Genomic DNA, 25,606 nt, shown 5'->3' with positions numbered 1-25,606 from the left:
CGTGCGGGTCGCGACTAGACGTCGGCGACCTTGCGGCCCTTGTACTCCATGTACAGGGGCGTGCCGGCGGCGTCCTCGATCACGCGCGCGCGGTGCGGCATGGAGTAGACGACCTTGCCGTTCTCGATGGTCTTGACGAGCGTGGGAGCCTCGGCCTTCCACTGCGAGCGACGCGCACGCGTGTTGGATCGGGACATCTTTCTCTTGGGAACAGCCATGGCTAACTCTCATCTCTCTGCGTTTCGATGTCGGCGTCTTCACGCGCCGCATCGCTGTCTTCGGAAGCTCGGAAGCCGGACAGGGCCGCCCAGCGCTGATCGATCACGGGCTCCGGGTCGGAGTCCGCCAGGACCAGGCTGATGCCGGGACCCAGATCGACATCCAGGTCCTCGCCCGGCAGTTCGGGCTGGAACGGCAGTGAAAGGACCACCGCATCCCGGATGACCGGCTCCAGGTCCACGTGCTCGTCCTGGACCTGGTAGTCGAAAGCTTCATCAAGAGAGTACGCGAACATCTCCGCGAAATCGACCTGGACACGCTCCTGCATGTCGGCGAGGGTCCGCGCGGACTGCCCGTCGGCCACCGTGTCGACGTCACCGGTGACCAGGATCCCGTCGTGGAGGGACTCCAGCCGCACGTTCACGAGCATCTCGCGGCCCTCGGGGACGCTGATGAGGCCCTCGCCCATGCGCTCCGGGAGGGTGATGGTCAGCTCGAGCTCGCGCATCTCGCCGGGGCGGTGCACGATGTCGTGGACGTTGACCGTGAATGGGGTCTTCTGGAACCGGGACACCCGTACATGGTACGGGTCGTCAGCGGTCCCGTCGGACGGCCAGCGCCTCGGCGACGGCCAGGGGCACGTACGGGGTGACGTCGCCGCCGAGCGCCTCGACCTGGCGGACGAGCGAGCTGGAGACGTGGGCGTGCGCGGGATCCGGCAGGAGCAGCACGGTCTCGACGTCGGCGAGGTCGCGGTTGACGAGCGCCATGGGCGTCTCGTAGGCCACGTCGAGCTGCGACCGGACGCCCTTGACGAGCACGGACGCGCCGACCTGCCGGCAGTAGTCCACGAGGAGGCCGGCGCCCCACGAGTCGACGCGCACGGTGTCCGGGAGCCCGGCGTCGCGGATCACGCGCTCGATGAGGGCGACGCGCTCCTCGAGCGGGAGCATGGGCGTCTTGCCGGGGTTGTGCACGACCAGCACGATGAGCTCGTCGTAGAGGCGGGCGGCCCGGCGGACGACGTCGAGGTGGCCGAGCGTGACGGGGTCGAAGGATCCGGGGACGACGGCGATCCGCTGCATCCGGCCAGCCTAGGCCCGGACCCGGATCAGTTCTTGTCGAGGAACGCGCGCTCCTCGTCGTCCAGCCGGCGGGCGAGAGCGCGGGCGAGCGCCGGGTGCCCGGCGAGGTCCGGCGACGCCTCCAGCACGTCGTGCGCGTGCTCGCGCGCGGACTCGATGAGGTCGCCGTCCTGCGCCACGCGCAGCAGCCGGAGGGACGAGCGGCCGCCGGACTGGTTCGTGCCGAGGACGTTCCCCTCGCGGCGGAGCTCCAGGTCGACGCGGGCCAGCTCGAACCCGTCGAGGGTCGCGGCGACCGCGTCCACGCGCTCGCGCGCGACGGTCTCGGGCTCCGCGTGCGTGACCATGAGGCAGAGGCCGGGCACGCCGCCGCGGCCGACGCGGCCGCGCAGCTGGTGCAGCTGGGAGACGCCGAAGCGGTCGGCGTCGAGGATCACCATGGTCGAGGCGTTGGGCACGTCGACGCCGACCTCGATGACCGTGGTGGCGACGATGAGGTCGATGTCGCCCGCGGAGAAGGCGCGCATCACCCGGTCCTTCTCCTCCCCCGACATGCGGCCGTGGAGCACCGCGCGGCGCACGGATCCGAGGCGCGGGTGGGCGGCGAGGAGCGCGTCGACCTCGGTGACGGTCGCGAGCGCGGGGCGCGCGGGCGCGTCGTCCGGGGCGTCCGCGGCGGCGTCCTCGTCCTCCGCGTCGGGGTCCTGCGGGTCGATCGCGGGGCAGACGACGAACGCCTGGCGCCCCTTCTGGATCTCCTCGGCCGTGCGCTCCCACACCCGCTCGATCCAGCCCGGGTGCTCGTGCAGCGGGACCACGTACGACGCGATGGGCTGGCGTCCGCTCGGCAGCTCGGCGATGGTCGACACGTCGAGGTCGCCGAACACCGTCATCGCGACCGTGCGCGGGATGGGCGTCGCGGTGAGCACGAGGACGTGCGGCGGCGTGCCGCCCTTCCGGCGGAGCGCCTCGCGCTGGTCGACGCCGAAGCGGTGCTGCTCGTCGACCACGACGAGGCCGAGGTCGAGGAACTCGACGCGGTCGCCGAGCAGCGCGTGGGTGCCGACGACGATGCGCGCCTGCCCGCTGACGATGCGGAGGAGCGCGCGCTTGCGGTCCGCCGTCGTCAGCTGCCCGGTGAGGAGGGTCGGCATCAGCTCGGCCGCGAGGTCGGGGCCGAGGGACGCGGTGAGCGAGCGGAGGTGCTGGCTGGCGAGCACCTCGGTGGGCGCGAGGAGCGCGGACTGCCCGCCGGAGTCGGCGACCGCGAGCATCGCCCGGAGCGCGACGAGCGTCTTGCCGGAGCCGACCTCGCCCTGCACGAGCCGGTTCATGGGCCAGGTGCGGGCCATGTCCGCCGCGATCTCCTCGCCGACGAGCCGCTGGTCGCCCGTGAGCTCGAAGGGCAGCTGCGCGTCGAGGCGGGAGAGGCGGCCGCCGGGCGACGGGATCCGCGGGGTGGCGGGCAGCGCGCGCGCCGCCTGCCGTCGCTGCAGCAACGCCGTCTGGAGGACGAAGGTCTCCTGGAAGCGGAGGGCGTCGCGGCCGCGCTTCCAGTCGACGTCCTTCTCCGGCCGGTGCACGCCCTCGAGCGCCTCGCGATACGGGACGAGGCCGCGCTCGGCGCGGACGTCGGCCGGCACGGGATCCTCGAGGTCGTCGACCGCGTCGAGCGCGAGCGCCACGGACTTGGCGACCTGCCAGCTGGCCATCGACGCGGTGGCCGGGTAGATCGGGATGGGCATCTCGGCCCAGCGGCGCGCGGCGGCGTCGGGCTCGCCGCCGGAGAGCTCCGGTCCCTCATGCGCGTCGAAGAGCTCGTAGTCGGGGTGGGCGAGCTGCAGGGCGCCGCGGTAGTCGCTGACCTTGCCCGCGAAGATCCCGCGGACGCCCGGCACGAGGTCCTTGGCGCGCCACGCCTGGTTGAAGAAGGTGAGGGTGAGGAAGCCGCGGCCATCGGTGATCCTCACCTCGAGGATGCTGCCGCGCCGCGCGCGCATGGGGCGCTCGCGGACCTCCCGGACCTCGGCGACGATGGTGGCCTGCTGGTCGACCGGCAGCTCGGCGAGGGCGGTGAGCTCGCCCCGGCGGGCGTACCGGCGCGGCAGGTGCTCGAGGAGGTCGGCGACGGTGCGCAGCCCGAAGGCCTTCTGCAGCACGCCGGCGGTGCGGCCGCCCACGACGCCCGCGAGCGCGGCGTCGGATCCGGTCATCCCCCGAGTGTACGAGGGGCGTCCGACGTGGGGCGTCCCGCGGCGGTCGCCTCCGCCCCGGTGCCCACCGCCTCGTCGTCGCCGCGGGGGCGTCGCCGGACGAGCGAGCGCGGGGCCACGAGCGCGAGGACGCGGTCGAGGCGGCCCGCGCGGACGCGCAGCGCGTCGCCCAGCGCGACGAGGGCGCCCGCCTGCGCGGCGCCGGAGGCCCGGTCGACCGGCACGCCGGCCCGGGCGAAGCGCTCGCGCTCGCGGACGCCGACCAGCAGGGCGACCGGGTCGGCGAGCGACGCGTCGTCGTCGGCCAGGCGCCGGCCCAGCTCGCGGGGCGACTCGGTGTCGGGGACGCGGATCCCGAGGTCGACGGCCCGGTCCTCCGCCTCGCGCCAGGCGGTGCCGGCGGGCGCGTCCCCGGCCTCGAGCGCGCGGAGGCGGCCGCGGCGGCGCGCGCGACGGATGAGCGCCGGGGTCGCGAGCAGAGCCAGGACGAGGAGGACGAGGGCGGCGGTGCCAAGGGCGGCCCACGGGATCCGGACGGCGGTCGCGCCGCTCGCGCCGGGTGCGGCCGACGCGGTCGGGACCGGCGTGGCCGTCGCGGTCGGCTCCGCCGCGGCGGTGGGCGAGGCCGACGGGGTGGGCGCGGCGGTCGGGGCGGCGGAGGGCTGCGCGTACGGCGCGGCCTGGCCGCGGCCGGGGGTGGGCTCGAACGCGATCCAGCCGACGCCGGCGAAGTACAGCTCCGGCCAGGAGTGGAGGTCGTGGGATCCGACGCGGTAGGTGATGAGGTCGCCGTCGCGCGCGACCTGGTCGCCCGGGAGGTAGCCCACGGCCACGCGCGACGGGATGCCCGCCTCGCGCGCCATGATCGCCATGGCCGAGGCGAAGTGCACGCAGTAGCCGGACCGCACCCGCAGGAACTCCCCCACGACGTCGACGCCGCTGCCGTCGTAGCCCTGCTGGACGGGCGCCTCCTCCGAGTAGAGGAACTCACCTCCCCGGAAGAACTCCTGGAGGGCGATGGCCTGGTCGTACGGCGCGTCGAGCCCGGCGAGCACGTCGGCCGTCGTCGACGCGATGACGTCGGGGGTCCCGTCGGGGATCTGGAGGAACGGGCGCAGCTCGTCGTCGGTCACGGGCGCCACGTCCTCGAGCTGCTCGCGCGTGGGACGCGGCAGCTCGGAGCGGACGGTGTAGCTCTGGCGTCGGCTGTCGGAGTCGGACGAGCGGATCGCGAGACCCTGCTCCGACCAGCGCCAGGAGCCCTCGAGCCCGTCGACGCTCCGGGGCGCGTACGGCACCGGCAGCCAGGCGCTCGAGGAGCCCTCCACCTGCACGCGCGTCTCGACGTCCTCGACCGGCACGTCGGATCCCGCCCCGAGGTCGGGGCCGATCGCGTCGACCGTGTTCCCGTCCGGCGGGCGCAGGGGCGACGGCGCCCACTCCTCGCCCTCGAAGCGCGAGAGCGTCGTGACCTTGAAGTAGAGCGCCGTGGGCGACTCGGTGGTGTACCGGAGCGCCTCGACGTCGACGGGGCGGCGGAGGTCGTCGCCGAGGTCGAGGATCGGGTTGACGACGCGCGAGCCGCCCGCGCCCGAGCCGGAGGCCGCCGGGAACGTGGCGGACGTGAGACCCGGGACGATCGCGGGGACGACGAGCGAGAGCACGACGGCGCCGCCCGCGAGGGCGCCCGCCGAGGCGAGCGCCGTGCGCGCGGAGGCGGCGGCGCGCCCGGACGACGACCGCGCGCGCGGCACCGGGTCGGGGCGCGGACCGCCGAGCAGGCCGGATCCCCGCCACCCGCCCTCGCGGTCCGCGTCGCGCGCGTCGGCCGCGAGCACCGCGAACCAGGCGAGGACCGTCACGGCGAAGGACGCGAGGGAGAACTCGCCCACGAGCACGGCGCCGGGCACGGACACGAGGACGAGGAGCGGCAGGCCGGTGACCGCGGGCAGGCGGAGCGCGTGCGCGAGCACGTCGAGCACGACCGCGAGGGCGCCGACGGACGCGACGACCACGAAGACGATGGAGGCGATCGGCGGGACGGGCGCGGAGCGGCGGTAGATCTCCTCCCCCGCCTGCTGCCCCACCGCGACGAGCGTGCGCAGGGTCTCCGGGGTGGGGATCACGCCGAGCACGGCGGTGCCCCCGGCGAACACGAGCGTCACCAGGAGCACCAGGACCACGAGCCCGCCCGCCGACGCGAGGAGGCGCGGCACGCCCGCGGCACGGAGGAGCGCGGCGGATCCGAGGACGGCCGCGACGAGCACGACGCAGATGACGAACCAGGGACCCGGCTCGACGAGGAGGTGGAGGCTCGCGGCCGCGGCGAGGAGGGCCGCGCCGAGCGCGGCGGTGAGCGGCCAGCGGGCGGCGGCTCGACCGGCGCCCGGCGTCCGGCGGCCTCCGCCCGCACCGGATCCGTCCTCGTCGCGCCTCCGAGCGCCGGGCCCGCCCGCGCGCTCGCCCGGGAGCGGGCGCGGCTCGACGGCCCAGTGCTCGCGTCCGCCGAGGCCCACGGCGTCCAGGTCGGTCATCGGGCCATCTCCTCGGCGCGCGCGGCGCGCCACGCGGCGGCGGGGGTCGTGTCCTCGCCGAGGACGACGGTGCGCCAGCCGGCCTCGCGGAGGATCCGGACGGCCTCCCAGTCGTCGTGGCCGTCGACGCGCCCGGCGTGCGCGAGGAACGCGACCGCGGGGCGGCAGGCGGCGCCGAAGCCCGCGAGGCGACGGGCCTGGTGCTCGTCGAGGTGTCCGAGGACGGCGTGCATCGGCACGGCCCGGCGGCTCCGGCGGATCTCCGACAGGGCGTCCTGCACGCCGTCGCGCGCCGGATCGGGCGCGGCCGGGCGCACCTCGGCCAGGTGCAGGAGCAGCTCGGCCTCCGCCGCGGCGCCGTCGCCCGGGCGGGTGGCCGCGGCGCCGGATCCGCCCGCGGTCTCGACGAGCTGCACCGCGTATCCGCCGCGCTGCAGGTGCACGCCGACGGACGCGGCGAACGCGACCGCGCGCTCGAAGGCGCGGTCCGCGTCGCCGTCGTCGTCCGCGTGCAGGGGGAAGCCCGCGGCGCGCGTGTCGAGCAGCACCAGCGAGCGCGGGCTGGAGCGCTGCTCCTCCTGGCGCACCATGAGCTCGCCGTGGCGCGCCGTGGCGCGCCAGTGCACGCGGCGCATCGGGTCGCCCGCGCGGTACTCGCGCGTGCCGAGGTCGTCCTCGCCGCCGTCGGAGCGGCGCTGCACGCGCTCGGACTCGCCCTCGGAGGAGAGCTGCCCGCCGGGCTCGGCCGCGAGGTCCGCAAGGCGGGGCGTGACCACCAGGCGCGACGTGCCGCCCGCGACGTGCCGGAGCCCCATCAGGCGGAACGGGTCGTGCTCCTCGACGGCGAGCGGGCCCACCTCGTGGATCCCGCGCCGCTCGGGCGTGAGGTCGTAGCGGAGGACGGGACGGACCGACGACCGGCGGGATCCGCGCGCGAGGCCCCGCAGGGACGGCAGCTCCGCGGGCGGCGTCGCCCCCTCGGCGCCCGGCACGAGGTCGAGCACCCACGAGCGCGGGGTCGGCATGGCGCCGACGTTCGCCACGGACACCGTGACGGTCGTCGCCGTGCCGGCCTCCACGACGGTCGACGTGAAGGTGCGCTCGACGTGCAGCCGCACGCGCGCCACGACGAGCCACGCGGCGGCGAGCAGCGGCAGGGCGAGCACGGCCACGCCGATGAAGACGAACTCGCGCCGGCCCGCGATGAAGGCGCCCGCGAACGCGGCGACCCCGGCGGCGAGCAGGGCGATGCCGCGGAGGGTCGGATGCGGGACGGCCTCGATGCCGATCCGGCGCATCAGGCGCACGAGGGGCGGCACGGGCTCAGCGCGTCCGTCCCGCGGCGCTCAGCGGCACGGAGGTGGAGGCGACGATGCGCTCGAGGACCTCGACGACCGCCGCCTGCCCGCGACCGCCCTGCCCGAGGGCGCGGCCGGTCGCGACGAGCCGGTGCCCGAGGACGGGCGCCGCGAGGGCGTCGATGTCGTCGGGCAGCACGAAGTCGCGCCCGTCGAGCGCCGCGCGGGTCTTGGCGGCGCGGATGAGCTGGAGGGTGGCGCGGGGGCTCGCGCCGAGGCGGATCTCCTCGTGGCCGCGCGTGGCCTGCACGATCGCCACGGCGTAGCGCGAGACGGGGTCGGACACGTAGACGCCGCGGGCCGCGTGCATCATCGCGTCGAGCTCGTCCGCGTCGACCACGGGCCGGAGCTCGTCGAGCGGGCTGACCGTGTCGCGGTCCCGGAGCATCGCGAGCTCGGCGGCGGCGTCCGGGTAGCCCATGGAGATCCGGGCCATGAAGCGGTCGCGCTGCGCCTCGGGCAGCGCGTACGTGCCCTCCATCTCCACCGGGTTCTGCGTCGCGACCACGGTGAACGGCTGCTGGAGGCCGTGCGTGACGCCGTCGACGGTGACCTGGCCCTCCTCCATGCACTCGAGGAGCGCGGACTGCGTCTTGGGGCTCGCCCGGTTGATCTCGTCGCCGATGACGATGTTCGCGAACACGGCGCCCGGCTGGAACTCGAAGCGGTGGTCCGCCTGGCTGTAGACGGAGACGCCCGTGACGTCGGACGGGAGGAGGTCGGGCGTGAACTGGATCCGGTTGACCGTGCAGTCGACGCTCCGCGCGAGGGCCTTCGCGAGCATGGTCTTGCCGACGCCGGGCACGTCCTCGATGAGGAGGTGGCCGCCGGAGAGGAACACCGTGAGCGCCATGCGCGTGGCGTCGTGCTTGCCGGAGAGGACCGCGTCGACGTTGGCGAGGATCAGGTCGGCCAGCCGGCGCACCTCCGCGAGCGGCATGGCGTGGGCGGCGGACACGTGGGCCTGGCGCGCGGCGGAGCGGATGCGGGCGGGGTGCGAGCCCGATCCGGCGTGCAGGGGAACGGACTCGGACTCGGGGCTCGTCACGCAGATCCTCCAGCGTCGTGGGCGTGAGTGGAGCATACGTCAGGGATCCGGGAGCATCCGGCAGGGAGCCGGGCAGGGACAGGGCGGGTAGCGTGGGGGCCCGTGCACCCCGCTCCGAACGCCACCGTCCCGCGCCCCGGGGGCCCGCGACCGTGACCCGCATCGTCTCCGGCTACGCCGGGTCCCTCGTCCTCCGCGTGCCCAAGAGCGGCACCCGCCCCACGAGCGACCGCGTGCGCGAGGCCCTGTTCTCCGGGCTCGAGGCCCGGGACGCGCTCGACGGCGCGCGCGTGCTCGACCTGTACGCCGGATCCGGCGCCCTCGGCCTCGAGGCCGCCAGCCGCGGCGCGCGCGACGTCGTCCTCGTGGAGCGCGCCGTGCCCGCGGCCGCCGTGTGCCGGTCGAACGCGGCGCTGATCGAGCGGGTCGCGCCCCGCGACGCCGTCCCGCGGATCCGCGTGGCCGCCCAGAGCGTGCACGCCTTCCTCTTGGGCGACCGCGGCTCGTACGACGTCGCGTTCCTCGACCCGCCCTACGAGGCGGGCGACGCGGAGCTCGCGGACGAGCTGGCGGCGCTCGTCCCCCGCCTCGTCGACGGCGCGGTCGTCATGGTCGAGCGCAGCGCGCGGTCGGCCGAGCCGGCATGGCCCGCGGGGATCGCGCGCGACCGCCGGAAGGCGTACGGCGACACGGTCGTGTGGTGGGCGGTCGCGGAGGCGGCGGCACCCGCGGACGAGGAGCCGGCCGAGGCGCCGGCCGAGCGACCGGACGCGATCGACGGCGCGGAGCCCGACGCCGTGCAGCCCGCGGGCGCCTAGCGCGCGCCGTCCCAGTCGGCGTACGGGTCCCAGCCGCCGAGCGGCGTGCGCGGCCCGGCGTACGGCACGCCGTCGACCGTGACCGCCGGTCCCCCGGAGCCGGGCTCCGTGACGACGCCGATCGCCCGGAACGGCGCGGGCAGCTCCGCATCCGCGGGGAAGGCCGCGACGAGCGCGTGGTCCTCTCCCCCGGTGAGCACGAGGTCGAGGGCGACCGGCGGCAGCGAGGGATGGGCGGCGGCGACGCGGCGCGCGTCCTCCGCGAGGGCGGCCGAGCCCAGGTCGATCCCCGCGCCGCTCGCGCGCGCCATCCGGGCGAGGTCGAGGAGGAGGCCGTCGGACACGTCGAGCATGGCGGTCGCCCCGGCCCGCGCGGCGTCCGCGCCGGCGCCGAGGGGCGCGACGGGCGCCAGCTGCGCCTCGACCGCGGCGGGGTGGGCGGCGCGCAGGGCACGGGCGAGGCCGGCGTCGGGCACGGGCTCCCCGCCCGGCCGGTCGCTCCGCGCGTGGTCGAAGAGGAGGCGGACGCCGGCCGCGGCCATCCCGAGGGTCCCGGCCACGGCGATCACGTCGCCGGGGCGCGCGCCGGAGCGGAGCACGGGGTCGCGCCCCTCGAGGTCGCCCGTGGCGGTCACGGTGATCGCCAGCGCGTCGGAGACGGACAGGTCGCCGCCCACGACGCCGCAGCCCGGCGCCTGCAGCCGGCAGCCCTCGCGGAGGCCGTCGGCGAGGGCCTCGAGGTCGGCGACGCGGGTGCGCGCGGGCGCCGCGATCGCCACGAGGAGCGCCGACGGCCGCGCGCCCATGGCGGCGACGTCGGCGAGGTTGGAGGTCGCGGCGCGCCGCCCGAGGTCGTGGAAGGACGACCAGGCGAGGCGGAAGTCGGGTCCCTCGATCATCATGTCGGTCGTGATCACGAAGCGGCCGTCGGGCGCCCGCACGACCGCGCAGTCGTCGCCGGGTCCCACGTCCGCGGCGTCGGCGGCGGGCAGGTGCGGCAGGATCCGCGCCAGGGTCGCGAGCTCGCCCGCGCTGCCGAGCGTCGCGGCGTCCGCGGCGCCCCCGTCGGTCGGATCCGCGGCGGAGGGCGTCCCAGGAGTCGTCACGACTGCCACGGTAGCCTGACCGCGATGAGTCCCCGCCGCCCCGCCCGCGCCCTGCGCGCCGCCGCCGTCGCCGCCGCCGCGTGCGGCATCGCCCTCGCCGTCGCCGGATGCGCCCCCACCGTCTCGCTCGAGGCCGCCCCGGGCGCGACGGATCCGCTCTGCGCCGACGTGGTCGTCCACCTCCCCGCCGAGCTCGGCACCGCGCCGCTCCGCGAGACCGACGCGCAGGGCACCGCCGCGTGGGGCGACCCGCAGAGCACGGTCATCCTCCGCTGCGGCGTCGCGACGCCCGGCCCCACGACCGACGCGTGCATCAGCTACGACGACGTCGACTGGGTCGAGGACGACTCGCGCGCGCCGAACATCCGCTACACGACCTTCGGCCGCACGCCCGCCGTGGAGGTCGTCATCGACTCGACGCAGGCCAGCTACACCGCGCTCACGGACCTCAGCGGCGTCGTCTCGGTCATCCCGCAGACCGCCGCGTGCGTCAGCGCGCAGGACCTGGGCGACGCGCCGCCTCCGGGGAGCTGACCGGCAGCTGGCCCGTCGCGGACGGCACCGGATCCCCGGGGCGCTCCTCGAGCGACCCACCGCGCGTGCCACGCCGCACGCGTCGCTCCTCGAGCGCCAGCCGTCCCGCCCGCCGCCAGCGCCGCCCCGGCGCCTCCTGCGGCCAGTGCAGCGTGAGCGAGGTCACGCCCCGGCTCATCCGCAGCGGCAGCGTCGACGGGCGGGTGAGCGGCCGCATGCTGATCCTCATCCCGAGGCGCGGGTCGAGCACGATGCGCCGCTCCGGCCCCAGGTGCACGGACAGGTCGATGTCGTCGTGCAGGTGCGTGCCCGCGCGGTGCACGTCGTCGCGCACGGCGAGCCAGGCGTCGCGGCGCAGCGCGAAGTTGGACCCGAACAGCGGCGGGTGCCCGAGCGCGAGCGTGACCGAGGCGAAGTAGGCGCCGAGGTAGGCGGCCGCCGCGACCCGGCGGAGCGCGCGCGGCCCGTCCAGGAAGCGCGCGGCGCCCGTGACGGCGACCACGTCGGGACGCGCGGCGAGCACGTCGCCGAGCCGCTCGATCCAGTCGGCGGGCGGCACGCAGTCGGCGTCGAGGCGGGCGATGACGTCGTGCCGCGCGGCGTCGTACCCGGCGGACGCGGCCGCGGGGATCCCCACGACCGGCTCGTGCACGACGCGGGCGCCCGCCGCCCGCGCGACCGCGGCGCTGTCGTCGCGCGACGCGTTGTCGACCACCACGATCTCGTCGGGCGCGACGCTCTGCCCGGCGAGGGCCGCGAGGCACGCGCGGAGGTGCCCGGCGTCGTCGCGCACGGGGATGACGACGGACACGGACGGGCGAGCCGCCGCCGAGGTCCCGCGATCGCCTCCGCCGGAGCGGACGAGCGGCGCGGACCGGGCGTCCGGATGGAGGCGGGGCCGGGCGACGGATCGTCCTACGAGCATGCGCCCGAGCCTAGGCGCATCGCCGCGCGGCGACCGGGCCGCGGCGACGAGCGATCCAAGGCCTCAGGCGCGGGCGCCATCCGCCTCCCACGCGAGCGCCACGTCGAGCAGCCGCGAGATGAGGTCCGGGTAGGCGAGGCCCGACGCCTGCCAGCAGGCGGGGAACATCGAGATGGGCGTGAAGCCGGGCATCGTGTTGACCTCGTTGAGCACGAAGCCGTCGGCCGTGAGGAAGAAGTCCACGCGCGCGAGCCCGCGGCCGTCGACCGCCCGGAACGCCCGGATCGACAGCTCCTGCAGCTCGGCGAGCTCCGCGTCGGTCACGTCCGCCGGGCACACCAGGTCGATGCCGTCGGCGCCGAGGTACTTGGCCTCGAAGTCGTAGAAGTCGCGGCCCGACACGACGATCTCGCCCGCGACCGAGGCGCGCGGCGCGCGGCCGGGCCCGTCGTCGAGGATCGCGCACTCCACCTCGCGGCCGACGAGGCCCGCCTCAACGAGCACGCGGTCGTCCTCGCGGAACGCGGTCTCGAGGGCGGCATCGAGCGCACCCGGCTCCGCGACCCGGCTGACGCCGACGCTCGATCCCGCGCGCGCGGGCTTGACGAAGGCCGGCAGCGCGAGCTCGGCGGCGCGCGCCCGGACGACCGCGGGATCCGCCTGCCACTCGTGCCGCGACACCGTGATCCACGGGGCCACTGCGATGCCGGCGGCCTGCAGCACGGTCTTCGCGAAGTGCTTGTCCATGCCGAGCGCCGAGGCGAGCACGCCCGACCCGACGTAGGGCAGCCCGGCGAGCTCGAGCATGCCCTGGACGGTGCCGTCCTCGCCCTGCGTGCCGTGCAGGATCGGGAGCACGACGTCGACCCGGCCGAGCGACCGCTCCTCGCCGTCCGCGTCCCGGACCCGGAGCTCGCGCGAGGACGCGTCCTCGGGCCAGCGCACGCGCGTGCCGTTGTCGGCGACCTGGGGCAGCGCCTCGGCGTCCAGCGCGAACGCCGCGGCGTCGTCCTCCTGCAGCGTGAAGGCGCCGCGCGGCGTGATCCCGACGGGGACCACCTCGAAGCGCTCGCGGTCGATGGCGCCGAGCACGCCGCTCGCGGTGGCGCAGCTGATGGAGTGCTCGCTGGAGGTGCCGCCGAACAGCAGCACCACCCGGATGCGGTCGGTCATGGTCACTCTCCCTGGGGGGTGTCGTCGTCGGTGGTCAGGTGCGGGGCGATGTCGCGCGGCGACAGGGTGCCCGCGAGCACCTGGGCCACCTGCTCGACGATCGGCATGAGGACGCCCCGCTGGCGCGCGAGCTCGAGCACGGGCGCGACGGAGGAGAGGCCCTCGGCCGTCTGCTGCATGCTCGTGACCACGTCGGTGAAGCTGTACCCCTGGCCGAGCAGGCGGCCCGCGGTGTTGTTGCGGGACAGCGACGACTCGCACGTGGCGATGAGGTCGCCGAGCCCCGCGAGCCCCGCGAGCGTCTCGGCCCGGGCGCCGTACGCCACGGAGAAGGCGGTCATCTCGGCGAGGCCGCGCGTGATGATCGACGCCTTCGTGTTCTCGCCGTACCCGACGCCGTCGACGATGCCGACCGCCACCGCGATGAGGTTCTTGAGGACCCCGCCGAACTCGGTGCCGATGACGTCGGTGTTGACGAACGAGCGGAAGTAGGGGCTGCGGGCGATCTTGGCTACGCGCTCCGCCGTGGCCTGGTCGGCGGAGGACACGACGACGGCGGTCGGCTGCTCGCGCGCGATCTCGAGCGCCAGGTTCGGCCCCGAGGCGACGGCGATCCGCTCGGGCCCGATGCCGAGCACCTCCTGGATCACCTCGCTCATGCGGAGGCCCGTGCCCTTCTCGACCCCCTTCATGAGGCTGACGACCACGGCGTCGGATGGGATGAGGTCGCGCGCGGCCTCGAGGTTCGCGCGGAGCGTCTGGCTCGGCACGGAGACGAACACGTCGGTCGCGCCCGCGAGCACGCGCTCGAGCGAGGCGTCGGCGGTGAGGCGCCGAGGCAGGTTGACGCCCGGCAGGTAGTCGCTGTTGCGCTTCGCCTCGGTGATCTCCCGGGCGAGCTCGGGCCGACGGGCCCACATCACGACGTCGCTGCCGCCGTCCGCCATGACCTTCGCGAAGGTGGTGCCCCAGCTGCCGGCGCCGAGGACGACGATGCGGCGCCGCTCCCCGTCCGCGGAGTCGGGACCCGGGGCGGGGACGGGGCGGGGGCTCGCGGTCGCGTCACTCAAAACGGCCGGTCTCCTTCTGGTTCTTGGAGCGGGGATCCCACCGTTCGGCGGGCGCGGTCTCGCCGCGCAGCTCCTCCACGAGCTGCGTGATGGCGGCCATGACGACGGCGGTCGCCTCGGTGAGGGTCGCGGAGTCGAGGCTCCGGTCGCGGAAGCGCGAGAGGTCGACGGGCTCGCCGATGACGACCTGGATCGTCTTCCGCCGGAACAGCCGCACGCGCTTCGAGTAGCGGCCCATGAGCTCCTGCGTGCCCCAGTGGGCCGCGGGGATCACGGGGATGCCGGCCTGCAGGGCGAGGCGGACGGCCCCGGTCTTCCCCCGCATGGGCCAGAGGTCGGGGTCGCGCGTGAGCGTCCCCTCGGGGTAGACGACGACGATGCGGCCGTCGCGCGCGAGCTCGGCGGCCGACTCGAGGGCCTGGCCGCCGCGGACGCCGCCGTCGCGCTGCACGGGGATCTGGCCGGAGCGGCGGAGGAACCAGCCCACCACGGGCACGTCGAAGAGCGAGGCCTTGGCGAGGAAGCGGGGCAGGCGCCCGAGCTTCCACGCGACGGCGCCCATGACGACGGGGTCGATCTCGCTGTAGTGGTTCGGGGCGAGCACGTAGGAGCCCGTGCGCGGCAGGCGCTCGGGGTTCCGGATGTCGAAGCGGACGGACGCGTTCAGCACCGGCAGGACGAGCGCCGCGAGCACCCAGAAGATGGACGGTCGGGCCTTCTCGTTCGCCATGGCGTCTCCAGTCCGGTCGCGGTCGTCGTCGGTCGCCCGCCGGGTGTCGTCCGCCCGGCGGCGGACCGGGCGCGTCCGGAGGGACGCGCCCGGTCGGCGGAGGCGGCGCGGGCGCCGCCGGCGAGGCTATCCCTCGTAGGAGAAGTCCGCGCCGAGCTGGCGCAGCTTCCCGATGAAGTCCTCGTAGCCGCGGGAGATGATCCCGACGTTGCTGACGGTGGACCGGCCCTCGGCCGTGAGCGCGGCGATGAGGTGGCTGAACCCGCCGCGGAGGTCGGGCACGGTGATGTCCGCGCCGTGCAGGTGCGTGGGACCGGTGATGACCGCGGCCTGCTCGAAGTCGCGACGCGCCACGCGGCGCTCGTGGCCCTCGAGGCCCTCCTTGTGCACGACGATGTCCGCGCCCATCTCGTTGAGCGCGTCCGTGAAGCCGAAGCGGTTCTCGTACACGGTCTCGTGGATGATCGAGACGCCGGGCGCCTGCGTCAGCGCCACGACGAGCGGCTGCTGCCAGTCCGTCATGAAGCCGGGGTGCACGTCGGTCTCGATGACCACGGGCTTGAGGTCGCCGCCCGGGTGGTAGAACCGGATGCCGTCCTCCTCGATGTCGAACGCGCCGCCGACCTTCCGGAACACGTTGAGGAACGTCATCATCTCGGCCTGGCGCACGCCGCCGACGAAGATGTCGCCCTGCGTGGCGAGCGCCGCCGAGGCCCAGCTCGCGGCCTCGTTGCGGTCGAAGAGCGCGCGGTGCGTGTAGCCCTCGAGGCGGTCGACGCCCTCGATGAGGATCACGCGGTTGGGCTCGACGGAGATGATCGCGCCCATCTTCTGCAGGATCGCGATGAGGTCCATGATCTCGGGCTCGATCGCCGCGTTCTTCAGCTCCGTGATGCCCTTGGCGCGGACGCCCGTGAGGAGCACCTGCTCCGTCGCGCCGACGCTCGGGTAGGGCAGCTCGACGTTCGCGCCCGTCAGGCCGTTCGGCGCCGTGAGGCGGATGCCGCTCGGGAGCTTCTCGACGACGGCGCCGAAGGCGCGCAGGGCGTCGAGGTGGAAGTCGATGGGGCGGTCGCCGATGCGGCAGCCGCCGAGGTCGGGGATGAACGCCTCGCCCAGCCGGTGCAGCAGCGGGCCGCAGAAGAGGATCGGGATGCGCGAGCTGCCCGCGTGGGCGTCGATGTCCGCCATGTGGGCGCTCTCGACGTCCTTCGGGTCGAGGATGAGGTCGCCCTCCTGCTCGCCCTTGCGGAGCGTGACGCCGTGCACCTCGAGGAGCCCGGAGACGACGCGCACGTCGCTGATGTCGGGCACCGAGCGCAGGAGGCTGGGGCTCTCGCCGAGGAGCGACGCGACCATGGCCTTGGTGGCCAGGTTCTTCGCCCCGCGGACCTCGATGCGGCCGCGCAGCGGGATGCCGCCGTTGATGACGATGGAGTCGGACAGGAGACCCACCCGCTCTCCGGCCTTCTTGGCGTCGCTGACTAGTGAGTTCATTCAGTTCTCCAGAGCTGCCGGCCGGGCCGGCAAGGTGCGCGGGCGCCATGAGGCCCGATCGTGTTCGAAGGTGGTGATGGCGTCCTCATCCCGGAGGGTGAGGGCGATGTCGTCGAGCCCCTCGAGGAGCCGCCACCGAGTGTATTCGTCGATCTCGAACGGGACCGTCAGGCCGGGTGCCGTGGCGACCCGCTCGACGAGATCGACGGTGAGGTCGAGTCCGGGCTCCGCGTCCATCGCGGCCCACAGCCTCTCGACGTCGTCCTCGCTCACGAGTCCCGTGAGGAGGCCCTGCTTCCCGGAGTTGCCGCGGAAGATGTCGCCGAACCTCGGGCTGAGCACGGCCCGGAAGCCGTAGTCGCGCAGCGCCCACACGGCGTGCTCGCGGGACGAGCCCGTGCCGAAGTCCGGGCCGGCCACGAGCACCGTGGCGCCCTGGTAGACCGGCTGGTTGATGAAGAAGTCGGGATCCTGGCGCCACTGGAAGAACAGGGCGTCCTCGAAGCCGGTCTTGGTGACCCGCTTGAGGAACTGCGCCGGGATGATCTGGTCGGTGTCGACATTCGAGCGCTTGAGGGGGACGGCGGTCCCGGAGACGCGGCTGACGGGCTCCATGCTCAGGCCCCCTGTCCGACGGCGGCGGCCTGGCGGATCGACGCGGCGTCCACCACGCCCTCCTCCTGCAGGTCCCACGGGCTCGAGAGCGTGCCGCGGATGGCGGTGGCCGCCGCGACGAGCGGCGACACGAGGTGCGTGCGCCCGCCCTTGCCCTGCCGGCCCTCGAAGTTGCGGTTGCTGGTGGAGGCGCAGCGCTCCCCCGGCGCGAGCTGGTCGGGGTTCATGCCGAGGCACATCGAGCAGCCGGCGAAGCGCCACTCGGCGCCGAAGTCGGTGAAGACCTTGTCGATCCCCTCGGCCTCCGCCTCCAGCCGCACGCGCGCGCTGCCCGGGACGACCATGACGCGGACGCCCTCGGCCTTGGTGCGGCCGCGCACGATCTCGGCGGCGGCCCGCAGGTCCTCCACGCGGCTGTTCGTGCAGGAGCCGATGAACACGGTGTCGACCGCGATCTCCTTCATGGGCGTGCCCGGGGCGAGGTCCATGTAGGCGAGCGCGCGCTCGGCGGCGGCGCGCTCGTTCGGGTCGGCGACGTCGGCGGGATCCGGCACGGGCTCGCTGAGCGAGACGCCCTGGCCGGGGTTGGTGCCCCACGTGACGAAGGGCTCCAGGGTGTCGGCGTCGAGGAAGACCTCGGCGTCGAACACCGCGTCGTCGTCGGACGGCAGCGTGTCCCAGTACGCGACGGCCTCGTCCCAGTCGGCGCCCGTGGGCGCGTGCGGGCGGCCCTTCAGGTAGTCGTACGTGGTCTGGTCGGGGGCGACCATTCCGGCGCGAGCGCCCGCCTCGATCGACATGTTGCAGATCGTCATGCGGCCCTCCATGGAGAGCGAGCGGATGGCGCTGCCGCGGTACTCGAGCACGTAGCCCTGCCCGCCGCCCGTGCCGATCTGCGCGATGACCGCGAGGATGATGTCCTTCGCCGTGACGCCGGGGCGCAGCGTCCCCTCGACCGTGACGGCCATGGTCTTGAAGGGCTGCAGCGGCAGGGTCTGCGTGGCCATGACGTGCTCGACCTCGCTCGTGCCGATGCCGAAGGCCATGGCGCCGAACGCGCCGTGCGTGGACGTGTGCGAGTCGCCGCAGACGACGGTGATGCCCGGCATCGTGAGGCCGAGCTGCGGACCGACGACGTGGACGATGCCCTGCTCGATGTCGCCCAGCGAGTGCAGCCGGATCCCGAACTCCTCGGCGTTCTTGCGGAGGGTGTGGATCTGCGTGCGGCTGGTGAGGTCGGCGATGGGCCGGTCGATCCCGATGGTCGGCGTGTTGTGGTCCTCGGTCGCGATGGTGAGGTCCGGGCGGCGCACGGGGCGGCCGGCGAGCCGGAGGCCGTCGAACGCCTGCGGGCTCGTCACCTCGTGGACGAGGTGGAGGTCGATGTAGAGGAGGTCGGGGGTCCCGTCCTCGCCCTCGGCGACCAGGTGGTCGGCCCACACCTTCTCGGCCAGGGTCTTCGCAGGCTGCACGCGGCTCTCCTCATGGCAGGGGCGCGAGGGTGCCCTCGCGCATCATGGGAGTCTAACGCCGGGGGTTCCCGGCTATTCCTCACCCGACGGCGCGCCCGCGGACCCGTCGCCGGACGGCCCGTCCTCGGCCGCGTCCCGGGCATGCGCCTCGATGACCACGACGGTCACGTTGTCGCGTCCGCCGGACGCGAGCGCCTGCGCGACGAGCGCGTCCGCCGCGCGGTCGACGCCGCCGCCGTCCGCGTGCGACAGGTGGAGCACGGCGGCGATGGCCTCGTCGTCGAGCTCCTTCGTGAGCCCGTCGGAGCAGATGAGGAAGACCTGGTGGTCGGCCACGCGTAGCAGCCACTCGTCGGCCGCGACCTCGTCGTGGGATCCGACCGCGCGCGTGATGAGGTTCCGCACGGGGCTCCGCTCGGCCTCGGCGCGCGTCATGCGGCCCTGGTCCACGAGCTCCTGCACGGCCGAGTGGTCGACGGTCACCTGCTGCAGGCGCCCGTCCGTCCACGCGTACACGCGCGAGTCGCCCACGTTGAAGACCATCCAGAGCGGCTCGCCCTCGTCCGAGCGCACCAGCGCGACGCCCGCGAGCGTCGTCCCGGCGACCGTGCCGGGCGGGTCGTCGCCCGTGATGAGGTCGCCGATGGCGTCGTTGGACGCGTCGACCGCCTCCACGATGAGGTCGCGCGTGACGGGGGCGTCGCCGGACAGTCCGCCGAACGTCTCCACGAGCGTCGCGCTCGCGCGGTCGCCGAACGCGTGCCCGCCCATGCCGTCGGCGACGAGCCAGACGGGAGGGTCGGCGAGGAGCCCGTCCTCGTTCACGGCGCGCACGCTGCCCACGTCGGTGCGGGCGGACCAGGACACGTCGATCCGCCGGCCGCCGAGGACGATGGTGCGCGCCTCGGTCACCGCCCGGGCCGCTCGTCGTCGCCGGGCTCGACGGAGGCGGGCGGCGTCGCGGAGACCAGCGTCCCGTCGGCCCGCATCTTGATGAGGCTCGCGACCGTGGCGACCAGCATGGACGCGAGGATCACCACGAGGCTCACGACCGTCGGGATCTCCGGCGCCCACTCGATGCCCTCGCCGCCGTTGACGAACGGCAGCGTGTTCTCGTGCATGGCGTGCAGCACGAGCTTCACGCCGATGAAGAAGAGGATGAACGCGATCCCGTACTTGAGGTACACGAGCCGGTCGAGCAGCCCGCCGAGCAGGAAGTAGAGCTGGCGGAGGCCCATGAGGGCGAAGATGTTCGCGGTGAAGACGATGAACGGCGACTCGGTGATGCCGAAGATCGCGGGGATCGAGTCGAGCGCGAAGATCAGGTCCGTCGTGCCGATCGACACGAACACGATGACCATCGGCGTCAGCACCTTGCGGCCGTCGATGACGGTGCGCACCTTCGAGCCGTCGAAGTCGGGCGCGATGTTGAGGCGCCGGCGGAGGAAGCGGATGAAGACCGAGTCCTCGCTCTCCTCGTCCTCGTCGCCCACGGCCTGCTTGATCGCCGTGTAGAGCAGGAACGCGCCGAAGATGTAGAAGATCCAGCTGTAGCTCTCGATGAGCTCGGCGCCCAGCAGGATGAAGATGCCGCGCAGCACGAGCGCGATGATGATGCCCACCATCAGCACCTCCTGCTGGTACTTCCGGGGCACGCTGAACCGGCTCATGATGATGACGAACACGAACAGGTTGTCGATGCTGAGGCTGTACTCGGTCAGCCAGCCCGCCAGGAACTGGCCGGCGTGCTCGGCGCCCGCGACGAACAGCATGATGACCGCGAAGACCAGCGCGAGCCCGACGTAGAAGGCGACCCAGAGGGCGGACTCCTTGGTCGACGGCACGTGCGGGCGCCGGTAGACGATCAGCAGGTCGGCGACGAGGACGAGGACGAGGACGGTCAGCGAGACGATCTCGAACGGGAGGGGGAGGACCAGGGGCACGCGGGAGCTTTCTGCAGCACGGGAGCGGCACGGACATGCCTCGTCGAAACTACATGGCGGCCGACGGGTTGTTCACAATTCCCCCATCCGGGGCATCCGGCCGTCGGCCCCGCATTACGTTGGTCGCTCATGACACGAGAGGGACGCCCCATGGCCGCACCGGCGAACGAGCTCGATGCACCCGACCGCGGCGGGGACGACGCCTCCCCGCGCCGCCGCGGGCCCCGCACCTCGGGCGACGCGCGCGCCAGCATCATCGACGCGGCCCGCATGCTCTTCATCGAGTCGGGAGCGGACCGCGTGAGCGCCCGCCGCATCGCCGCCGCCGCCGGCGTCGACCCGAGCCTCGTCCGGTACTACTTCGGCTCCCTCGAGGCCCTGCTCGAGGAGGCGCTCCGCCCGTCGGAGGACCTCGTCGCCCCCTACCTCCGGCTGCGCGAGCTGCCCGTCGAGGAGCGCGGCGCGGCCCTGGTGGACGCGGCGCTGCACACGTGGGAGCACCCGGTGGGGTCGACGATCATGCGCTGGGTCACCGTGAGCAGCGACCACGACAGCAGCGCGTACAAGCGCTTCGTCGAGGCGGCACCGCAGCACTGGATGGGCGCGCTGCCCGCGGACACCCCGCCCGAGGAGGTCGACGTCCGCAACTCCCTCGTGGGCGCGGCGCTCGGCGGCATCGCCATCACGCGGTACATCTGGCGCAGCGAGCCCATCGCGAGCATGTCGCGGGAGACGGTCGTGGCGCTGCACGGGCCGGTCGTCCAGGGCTTCCTCACCGGGCCGCTCCCGGAGGTCCCGGTCGCCGGGTCGCCCGCCGCGGCCTGACGCCGGAGCCGGAGCGCGCGCGCTCCGGCTCCGGATCAGCCGCGGTCGGTGAGCTCCTCGCGCACGGCGAGCGGCTTCCGCGTCAGCTTGTGGGGCGCCGCCTGCGCCACGGGCTTGAGGGTCAGCAGGTCGACGTTCACGTGCGGCGGCAGCTCGACCGCGTGCACGATCGCCTCGGCGACGTCCTCGGCGGACAGCGGCCCCGGCACGCCCTCGTACACCGCGTCGGCCTTGGCCCGGTCCCCGCCGAAGCGCACGAGCGAGAACTCGTCCGTGCGCACCTGGCCCGGCGCGATCTCGATGACCCGGATCGGCTCCCCCGCGAGCTCGAGGCGCAGCACGCCGAGCATCGCGTGGGCGGCCGCCTTCGCGGCGTTGTAGCCGCCGCCGCCCTCGTAGGGCACGTGCGCCGCGATCGAGGTCACGGTGACGACGTCGGCGCTCCCGCCCTCCGGCACGCCGGCGCGCAGGAGCGGGAGGAGCGCGCTCGTCACGCGCTGCACCGCGAGCACGTTGATCTCGTACATCCAGGCCCAGTCCTCGGCGGATCCGCCCTCCACCGTGTCCGTGCCCACCGCTCCCCCGGCGTTGTTCACGAGCGCGTGCACGTCGCCCGTCTCCCGGAGGTGGTCGCGGAGCGCGTCGACGTCGGCCTGCACCGTGAGGTCGGCCACCGCGTACGTCGCGCCCGTCTCCTCGGCGAGCGCCCGCAGGCGGTCCTCGCGGCGGGCGACGCCCACGACGTCCCACCCCCGGCTCCGGAACAGGCGGACGGTGGCAGCGCCGATCCCCGAGCTCGCACCCGTGACGACGACCCTCTTGCTGCTGGACATGACCCCAGCGTAGGGAACCCGCGGCCGGTCGGGTTACGCCCCGCGACGGCCCGCGTTGACCGCCCGACGGCCCGGTTCCTACTGTCGAGGTGCGCCCGCACGGGCGGCACCGACGCACGAGGAAAGGCACGACGATGAGCGACCACGACGAGGACCGGGCAGCGGGCTGGCGCTTCGAGACGCAGCAGATCCACGCGGGGGCCGCGCCGGATCCCGTCACGAACGCGCGGGCGACGCCGATCTACCAGACCACGTCCTACGTCTTCAAGGACTCCGCGCACGCGCAGGACCTCTTCGCGCTGGCCGAGTTCGGCAACATCTACACGCGGATCCAGAACCCGACGCAGGCCGTCGTGGAGGAGCGCGTGGCGGCGCTCGAGGGCGGCACGGCGGCGCTCCTCGTGGCCTCGGGCCAGTCGGCGTCCACGTTCGCCGTGCTCAACATCGCGCAGGCGGGCGACCACATCGTCTCGAGCTCGTCGATCTACGGCGGCACGTACAACCTGTTCAAGTACACGCTCGCGAAGCTCGGCATCGAGACGACGTTCGTGGAGGACCAGGACGACCCCGAGGCGTGGACCCGGGCCGTGCGTCCCAACACCAAGCTCTTCTTCGCGGAGACCATCGGCAACCCGCGGATCAACATCCTCGACATCCGCGCCGTCGCGGACCGGGCGCACGCGGCGGGCGTCCCCCTCATCGTCGACAACACCATCGCGACGCCGTACCTCATCCGCCCCTTCGAGCACGGCGCGGACATCGTGGTGCACTCCGCCACCAAGTTCCTCGGCGGGCACGGCACGGTGATCGGCGGCCTGGTGGTCGACGGCGGGCGCTTCCCGTGGTCGGAGCACGCGGAGCGCTTCCCCGGCCTCACGACCCCCGACGCGTCGTACCACGGGGTGACCTACACCGAGGCGCTCGGCGACGGGATCGCCTACGTCATCAAGGCGCGCGTGCAGCTGCTGCGCGACCTCGGCGCGTCCATCGCCCCGGCGAGCGCGTGGCAGCTCATCCAGGGCATCGAGACGCTGAGCCTCCGCATCGAGCGGCACGTGCAGAACGCGCAGGCCGTCGCCGAGTGGCTGGACGCGCACGAGGACATCGCGAACGTCTACTACGCGGGCCTCCCGACGAGCCCCTGGTACGCGGCGGCGAACCGCTACGCGCCGCGCGGCGTGGGCGCCGTCCTGTCCTTCGAGCTCAAGGGCGGGGTGGACGCCGGACGCGCGCTCGTCGACTCGCTGCAGCTCTTCAGCCACCTGGCGAACATCGGCGACGTGCGGAGCCTCGTGATCCACCCGGCGTCCACCACGCACGCGCAGCTGACGCCCGAGCAGCAGCTCACGGCGGGCGTCACGCCCGGGCTCGTGCGCCTCTCGGTCGGCCTCGAGAGCATCGACGACATCATCGAGGACCTGGCGGCCGGCCTCCGCGCCGCCCGTGCCGTCAAGGACGCGGCCATCGACTCCTCGCTGCAGGGCGCGCTGGCCGACGGAGCGTGACGGCGCGCGCGTCCGCGCCGGCACCCGGGACGTAACACTCGGGCGCCGGCGCGCCCCGGGTGCTTCACTGAGCGGGATGGACTGGCAGACACCCGAGGACACCGTCCCGTCGAGCCTCGTGACGGACGCGCAGATCCGTTCCCTGATCGGCCGCCCGCCGGCGTCGGGCGCGTGGCGCGAGGGCGACCCCGTCGCCGACCGCCTCTTCGCCTCGGTCGGCGGCATCGACCTCGAGGCGGGCGGGCGGATCCCGTCCGTGCGCGTCGCGTACGAGACCTTCGGCGAGCGCGACGCCGACGGGCGGAACGCCGTGCTCGTCCTGCACGCCCTCACCGGCGACAGCCACCTCCGCGGGCCCGCGGGCCCCGGGCAGCCCACGGGCGGGTGGTGGTCGGGGATCGTCGGCCCCGGCCTCGCGATCGACACCGACCGCTGGTTCGTGGTCGCGCCCAACATGCTGGGCGGCTGCCAGGGCACGACGGGCCCCGCGTCCCTCGCCCCCGACGGCGCGGAGTGGGCGGCGCGCTTCCCGTACGTCACCATCCGCGACCAGGTCGCCGTGCAGGTCGCGCTCGCCGACGCCCTCGGCATCGACCGGTGGGCCGCGGTGGTGGGCGGGTCGATGGGCGGCATGCAGGCGCTCGAGTGGGGCGTCGGCCACCCCGACCGCATGCGGCGGCTCGCGATCCTCGCGGCCCCCGCCATCTCCAGCGCCGACCAGATCGCGCTCAACTCGGTCCAGGCCGAGGCGATCCGCATGGACCCCGCCTACCGCGACGGCGACTACCACGACGCCGCCGACGGGGACGGCCCGCACCGCGGTCTCGCCCTGGCACGGCGGATGGCGCTCCTCAACTACCGCAGCCCCGACGAGCTGAACCAGCGCTTCGCCCGCTCGTGGCAGAGCGGCATCAGCCCGATGGGCGACGAGGGCCGGTACGCCGTGGAGTCGTACCTCGACTTCCACGGCAACAAGTTCACCCGGCGCTTCGACGCGACCAGCTACATCCGCCTCATCGACGCGATGAGCTCGCACGACGTGGGGCGCGACCGCGGCGGCGTGGAGGCGGCGCTCGGGCGGGTCCGGGCGGCGACGCTCGTGGTGGGCATCGACAGCGACCGCCTCTTCCCCGTCGCCGACCAGCGCCTCGTCGCCCGGCACGTGCCGGGGTCGATCGACGGCGGCGAGGTCGTCGTGATCTCCTCCGACTACGGCCACGACGGCTTCCTCATCGAGAGCGAGGCCGTGGGCCGCGAGCTCGCGCGCCTGCTCGCCGCCGACGCCTGACGGCGCCCCAGTCCGGGGGTGAGTTCGGCCCCCGCCGTCGCCCGGCAGATCATGCGTTCCTATGCTTCCCCTGGGAGCACGCCGCCGCCTCCGGGCACCGGCGTACGAGGGGAGCACCGATGAGCCGACGTCCGCTGCACGCGACGGGCCAGGGCCAGCGGGTCCGGGTGGCCCTCGTCGACGACCACGTCCTGCTGCTCGACGGGCTGAGCGCGCGCCTGTCCCGGCCGCGGACGGGCGTCGAGGTCGTGGCGACCTCCCCCACCTGGAGCGGACTCGTCCGCGACGAGCGCTTCCCCGACGCCTTCGACGTGGTGGTCCTCGACCTGGCGCTCCGCGACGACGTGCCCGTGGCGCAGAAGATCCGGACGCTCACGGGCGCCGGCCTCACCTCCGTCCTCCTGAGCACGCACGCCGACCCGTCGACCATCCACGGCGCGATGCGCGCGGGGGCGTCCGCCGTCGTGCCGAAGGCCGAGTCGTCGGAGGAGCTCATCGCGAGCATCCACGCCGCGGCCGACGGCACGCCCCGGCAGACCGCGCTCGTGCAGCAGGCCATGCAGGACTTCCACGCGGAGGAGGATCCGCGCCTCGGCCAGCAGGAGCAGCGCGCGCTCGTGCTGTACGCGGGGGGACGGTCCATCCGCGACGTGGCCGAGGCCATGAGCACCACCGAGGAGACCGTCAAGTCGTACATCAAGCGCGGGCGACGGAAGTACCTGCACGCGGGGACGGACCTCGGCACCAAGCTCCTGCTCCGGCGCCACGCCATCCGGCACGGCTGGATCGCCCCGGAGTAGCGGGGCCGCCATCCT

At 74.4% G+C, this 25,606-nt stretch carries 24 protein-coding genes; 6 read left to right on the top strand and 18 right to left on the bottom strand.

Features of this window, described 5'->3' with window-relative positions; genetic code table 11:
- Nucleotides 1-14: 14 nt before the first annotated feature.
- The 7 genes from rpmF to ACT7CP_RS06675 are packed head-to-tail and all read right to left on the bottom strand — an operon-like array spanning nucleotide 15 to nucleotide 8,349.
- Nucleotides 15-218 carry a 50S ribosomal protein L32 gene (gene rpmF / locus ACT7CP_RS06705; protein WP_012298174.1) on the bottom strand — a complete coding sequence of 68 codons (204 nt, stop codon included), beginning with the start codon at nucleotides 216-218 and terminating at the stop codon, nucleotides 15-17.
- A gap of 2 nt (nucleotides 219-220) precedes the next feature.
- Nucleotides 221-793: a YceD family protein gene (locus ACT7CP_RS06700; RefSeq protein ID WP_307501856.1), complete on the bottom strand. Its 573-nt coding sequence runs from the start codon at nucleotides 791-793 to the stop codon at nucleotides 221-223.
- Between the two features lie 19 nt (nucleotides 794-812).
- Nucleotides 813-1,304, bottom strand: a complete 492-nt coding sequence (gene coaD, locus ACT7CP_RS06695) for a pantetheine-phosphate adenylyltransferase (RefSeq protein WP_445443837.1) — start codon at nucleotides 1,302-1,304, stop codon at nucleotides 813-815.
- 26 nt (nucleotides 1,305-1,330) lie between these two features.
- Entirely contained in the window at nucleotides 1,331-3,517 is a 2,187-nt protein-coding gene (locus ACT7CP_RS06690; RefSeq protein WP_445443836.1) for an ATP-dependent DNA helicase RecG, read from the bottom strand.
- Nucleotides 3,514-6,051 (bottom strand): transglutaminase TgpA family protein, encoded by a 2,538-nt coding sequence (locus tag ACT7CP_RS06685; RefSeq protein WP_445443835.1) that lies wholly within the window; start codon nucleotides 6,049-6,051, stop codon nucleotides 3,514-3,516. Before ACT7CP_RS06685 ends, ACT7CP_RS06690 begins: the two co-directional genes overlap by 4 nt.
- Entirely contained in the window at nucleotides 6,048-7,370 is a 1,323-nt protein-coding gene (locus tag ACT7CP_RS06680) for a DUF58 domain-containing protein (RefSeq protein WP_445443834.1), read from the bottom strand. The genes ACT7CP_RS06685 and ACT7CP_RS06680 overlap by 4 nt, the downstream gene beginning before the upstream one ends.
- A gap of 4 nt (nucleotides 7,371-7,374) precedes the next feature.
- Nucleotides 7,375-8,349 carry an AAA family ATPase gene (locus tag ACT7CP_RS06675; protein ID WP_445443967.1) on the bottom strand — a complete coding sequence of 325 codons (975 nt, stop codon included), beginning with the start codon at nucleotides 8,347-8,349 and terminating at the stop codon, nucleotides 7,375-7,377.
- Nucleotides 8,350-8,609: 260 nt separating this feature from the next.
- Here ACT7CP_RS06675 and rsmD point away from each other — a divergent pair, with 260 nt between their 5' ends.
- Nucleotides 8,610-9,275 (top strand): 16S rRNA (guanine(966)-N(2))-methyltransferase RsmD, encoded by a 666-nt coding sequence (gene rsmD, locus ACT7CP_RS06670; RefSeq protein WP_445443833.1) that lies wholly within the window; start codon nucleotides 8,610-8,612, stop codon nucleotides 9,273-9,275.
- Here the strand turns inward: rsmD and ACT7CP_RS06665 are convergent.
- The gene (locus ACT7CP_RS06665; RefSeq protein ID WP_445443832.1) at nucleotides 9,272-10,381 is read right to left on the bottom strand and encodes a thiamine-phosphate kinase; all 1,110 of its coding nucleotides are present in this window, start codon (nucleotides 10,379-10,381) and stop codon (nucleotides 9,272-9,274) included. The genes rsmD and ACT7CP_RS06665 overlap by 4 nt on opposite strands.
- Before the next feature lie 24 nt (nucleotides 10,382-10,405).
- On the opposite strand from ACT7CP_RS06665, the gene ACT7CP_RS06660 reads away from it, so the two are divergent.
- Complete coding sequence (locus tag ACT7CP_RS06660) at nucleotides 10,406-10,915, top strand: DUF3515 family protein (protein WP_445443831.1); 510 nt, start codon at nucleotides 10,406-10,408, stop codon at nucleotides 10,913-10,915.
- On the opposite strand, the gene ACT7CP_RS06655 is transcribed toward ACT7CP_RS06660, so the two are convergent.
- The 9 genes from ACT7CP_RS06655 to ACT7CP_RS06615 form a co-directional block, all read right to left on the bottom strand.
- On the bottom strand, nucleotides 10,872-11,726 hold the full coding sequence (locus tag ACT7CP_RS06655; RefSeq protein ID WP_445443830.1) for a glycosyltransferase family A protein: 855 nt from the start codon (nucleotides 11,724-11,726) through the stop codon (nucleotides 10,872-10,874). The genes ACT7CP_RS06660 and ACT7CP_RS06655 overlap by 44 nt on opposite strands.
- A gap of 177 nt (nucleotides 11,727-11,903) precedes the next feature.
- Nucleotides 11,904-13,013 (bottom strand): D-alanine--D-alanine ligase family protein, encoded by a 1,110-nt coding sequence (locus tag ACT7CP_RS06650; protein WP_445443829.1) that lies wholly within the window; start codon nucleotides 13,011-13,013, stop codon nucleotides 11,904-11,906.
- Between the two features lie 2 nt (nucleotides 13,014-13,015).
- Nucleotides 13,016-14,083, bottom strand: a complete 1,068-nt coding sequence (locus tag ACT7CP_RS06645; protein WP_445443828.1) for an NAD(P)H-dependent glycerol-3-phosphate dehydrogenase — start codon at nucleotides 14,081-14,083, stop codon at nucleotides 13,016-13,018.
- Entirely contained in the window at nucleotides 14,076-14,813 is a 738-nt protein-coding gene (locus ACT7CP_RS06640) for a lysophospholipid acyltransferase family protein (protein ID WP_413963276.1), read from the bottom strand. The genes ACT7CP_RS06645 and ACT7CP_RS06640 overlap by 8 nt, the downstream gene beginning before the upstream one ends.
- A 126-nt stretch (nucleotides 14,814-14,939) precedes the next feature.
- Nucleotides 14,940-16,310, bottom strand: coding sequence for a UDP-N-acetylglucosamine 1-carboxyvinyltransferase (gene murA / locus ACT7CP_RS06635; RefSeq protein WP_307501889.1), 1,371 nt, complete (start codon nucleotides 16,308-16,310; stop codon nucleotides 14,940-14,942).
- Nucleotides 16,311-16,925, bottom strand: a complete 615-nt coding sequence (gene leuD, locus ACT7CP_RS06630; protein WP_413963277.1) for a 3-isopropylmalate dehydratase small subunit — start codon at nucleotides 16,923-16,925, stop codon at nucleotides 16,311-16,313.
- 2 nt (nucleotides 16,926-16,927) lie between these two features.
- Nucleotides 16,928-18,397 carry a 3-isopropylmalate dehydratase large subunit gene (gene leuC / locus ACT7CP_RS06625; protein WP_445443827.1) on the bottom strand — a complete coding sequence of 490 codons (1,470 nt, stop codon included), beginning with the start codon at nucleotides 18,395-18,397 and terminating at the stop codon, nucleotides 16,928-16,930.
- Nucleotides 18,398-18,469: 72 nt separating this feature from the next.
- Nucleotides 18,470-19,309, bottom strand: a complete 840-nt coding sequence (locus tag ACT7CP_RS06620; protein WP_445443826.1) for a PP2C family protein-serine/threonine phosphatase — start codon at nucleotides 19,307-19,309, stop codon at nucleotides 18,470-18,472.
- Nucleotides 19,306-20,340 carry a TerC family protein gene (locus ACT7CP_RS06615; protein ID WP_445443825.1) on the bottom strand — a complete coding sequence of 345 codons (1,035 nt, stop codon included), beginning with the start codon at nucleotides 20,338-20,340 and terminating at the stop codon, nucleotides 19,306-19,308. Before ACT7CP_RS06615 ends, ACT7CP_RS06620 begins: the two co-directional genes overlap by 4 nt.
- A 150-nt stretch (nucleotides 20,341-20,490) precedes the next feature.
- On the opposite strand from ACT7CP_RS06615, the gene ACT7CP_RS06610 reads away from it, so the two are divergent.
- The gene (locus ACT7CP_RS06610) at nucleotides 20,491-21,165 is read left to right on the top strand and encodes a TetR/AcrR family transcriptional regulator (RefSeq protein WP_413963281.1); all 675 of its coding nucleotides are present in this window, start codon (nucleotides 20,491-20,493) and stop codon (nucleotides 21,163-21,165) included.
- A gap of 35 nt (nucleotides 21,166-21,200) precedes the next feature.
- Here the strand turns inward: ACT7CP_RS06610 and ACT7CP_RS06605 are convergent, their stop codons facing one another.
- Nucleotides 21,201-21,998, bottom strand: coding sequence for an SDR family NAD(P)-dependent oxidoreductase (locus ACT7CP_RS06605; protein ID WP_307501902.1), 798 nt, complete (start codon nucleotides 21,996-21,998; stop codon nucleotides 21,201-21,203).
- 134 nt (nucleotides 21,999-22,132) lie between these two features.
- Here ACT7CP_RS06605 and ACT7CP_RS06600 point away from each other — a divergent pair, with 134 nt between their 5' ends.
- The 3 genes from ACT7CP_RS06600 (at nucleotide 22,133) to ACT7CP_RS06590 (ending at nucleotide 25,591) form a co-directional block, all read left to right on the top strand.
- Nucleotides 22,133-23,503 carry a bifunctional o-acetylhomoserine/o-acetylserine sulfhydrylase gene (locus ACT7CP_RS06600; RefSeq protein ID WP_445443824.1) on the top strand — a complete coding sequence of 457 codons (1,371 nt, stop codon included), beginning with the start codon at nucleotides 22,133-22,135 and terminating at the stop codon, nucleotides 23,501-23,503.
- 76 nt (nucleotides 23,504-23,579) lie between these two features.
- Nucleotides 23,580-24,791 carry a homoserine O-acetyltransferase MetX gene (gene metX, locus ACT7CP_RS06595; RefSeq protein ID WP_445443823.1) on the top strand — a complete coding sequence of 404 codons (1,212 nt, stop codon included), beginning with the start codon at nucleotides 23,580-23,582 and terminating at the stop codon, nucleotides 24,789-24,791.
- Between the two features lie 119 nt (nucleotides 24,792-24,910).
- The gene (locus ACT7CP_RS06590; RefSeq protein WP_413963285.1) at nucleotides 24,911-25,591 is read left to right on the top strand and encodes a response regulator transcription factor; all 681 of its coding nucleotides are present in this window, start codon (nucleotides 24,911-24,913) and stop codon (nucleotides 25,589-25,591) included.
- The last annotated feature ends 15 nt before the right edge of the window (nucleotides 25,592-25,606 follow it).

The organism is Clavibacter rahimiani, from assembly GCF_052654495.1.
Note: the sequence above shows the minus strand (reverse complement) of the source record. Positions and strands in the feature narration are given on the sequence as shown.

Bases quoted from the DNA above. Each gene is read 5' to 3' on its own strand.
- murA (WP_307501889.1), bottom strand. From the start codon at position 16,310: ATGAACTCACTAGTCAGCGACGCCAAGAAGGCCGGAGAGCGGGTGGGT.
- ACT7CP_RS06675 (WP_445443967.1), bottom strand. From the start codon at position 8,349: ATGCCGCTCGCGGAGGTGCGCCGGCTGGCCGACCTGATCCTCGCCAAC.
- ACT7CP_RS06640 (WP_413963276.1), bottom strand. From the start codon at position 14,813: ATGGCGAACGAGAAGGCCCGACCGTCCATCTTCTGGGTGCTCGCGGCG.
- ACT7CP_RS06650 (WP_445443829.1), bottom strand. From the start codon at position 13,013: ATGACCGACCGCATCCGGGTGGTGCTGCTGTTCGGCGGCACCTCCAGC.
- ACT7CP_RS06610 (WP_413963281.1), top strand. From the start codon at position 20,491: ATGGCCGCACCGGCGAACGAGCTCGATGCACCCGACCGCGGCGGGGAC.
- ACT7CP_RS06600 (WP_445443824.1), top strand. From the start codon at position 22,133: ATGAGCGACCACGACGAGGACCGGGCAGCGGGCTGGCGCTTCGAGACG.
- coaD (WP_445443837.1), bottom strand. From the start codon at position 1,304: ATGCAGCGGATCGCCGTCGTCCCCGGATCCTTCGACCCCGTCACGCTC.
- ACT7CP_RS06690 (WP_445443836.1), bottom strand. From the start codon at position 3,517: ATGACCGGATCCGACGCCGCGCTCGCGGGCGTCGTGGGCGGCCGCACC.
- ACT7CP_RS06590 (WP_413963285.1), top strand. From the start codon at position 24,911: ATGAGCCGACGTCCGCTGCACGCGACGGGCCAGGGCCAGCGGGTCCGG.
- ACT7CP_RS06685 (WP_445443835.1), bottom strand. From the start codon at position 6,051: ATGACCGACCTGGACGCCGTGGGCCTCGGCGGACGCGAGCACTGGGCC.
- ACT7CP_RS06605 (WP_307501902.1), bottom strand. From the start codon at position 21,998: ATGTCCAGCAGCAAGAGGGTCGTCGTCACGGGTGCGAGCTCGGGGATC.
- rpmF (WP_012298174.1), bottom strand. From the start codon at position 218: ATGGCTGTTCCCAAGAGAAAGATGTCCCGATCCAACACGCGTGCGCGT.
- leuD (WP_413963277.1), bottom strand. From the start codon at position 16,925: ATGGAGCCCGTCAGCCGCGTCTCCGGGACCGCCGTCCCCCTCAAGCGC.
- ACT7CP_RS06660 (WP_445443831.1), top strand. From the start codon at position 10,406: ATGAGTCCCCGCCGCCCCGCCCGCGCCCTGCGCGCCGCCGCCGTCGCC.
- metX (WP_445443823.1), top strand. From the start codon at position 23,580: ATGGACTGGCAGACACCCGAGGACACCGTCCCGTCGAGCCTCGTGACG.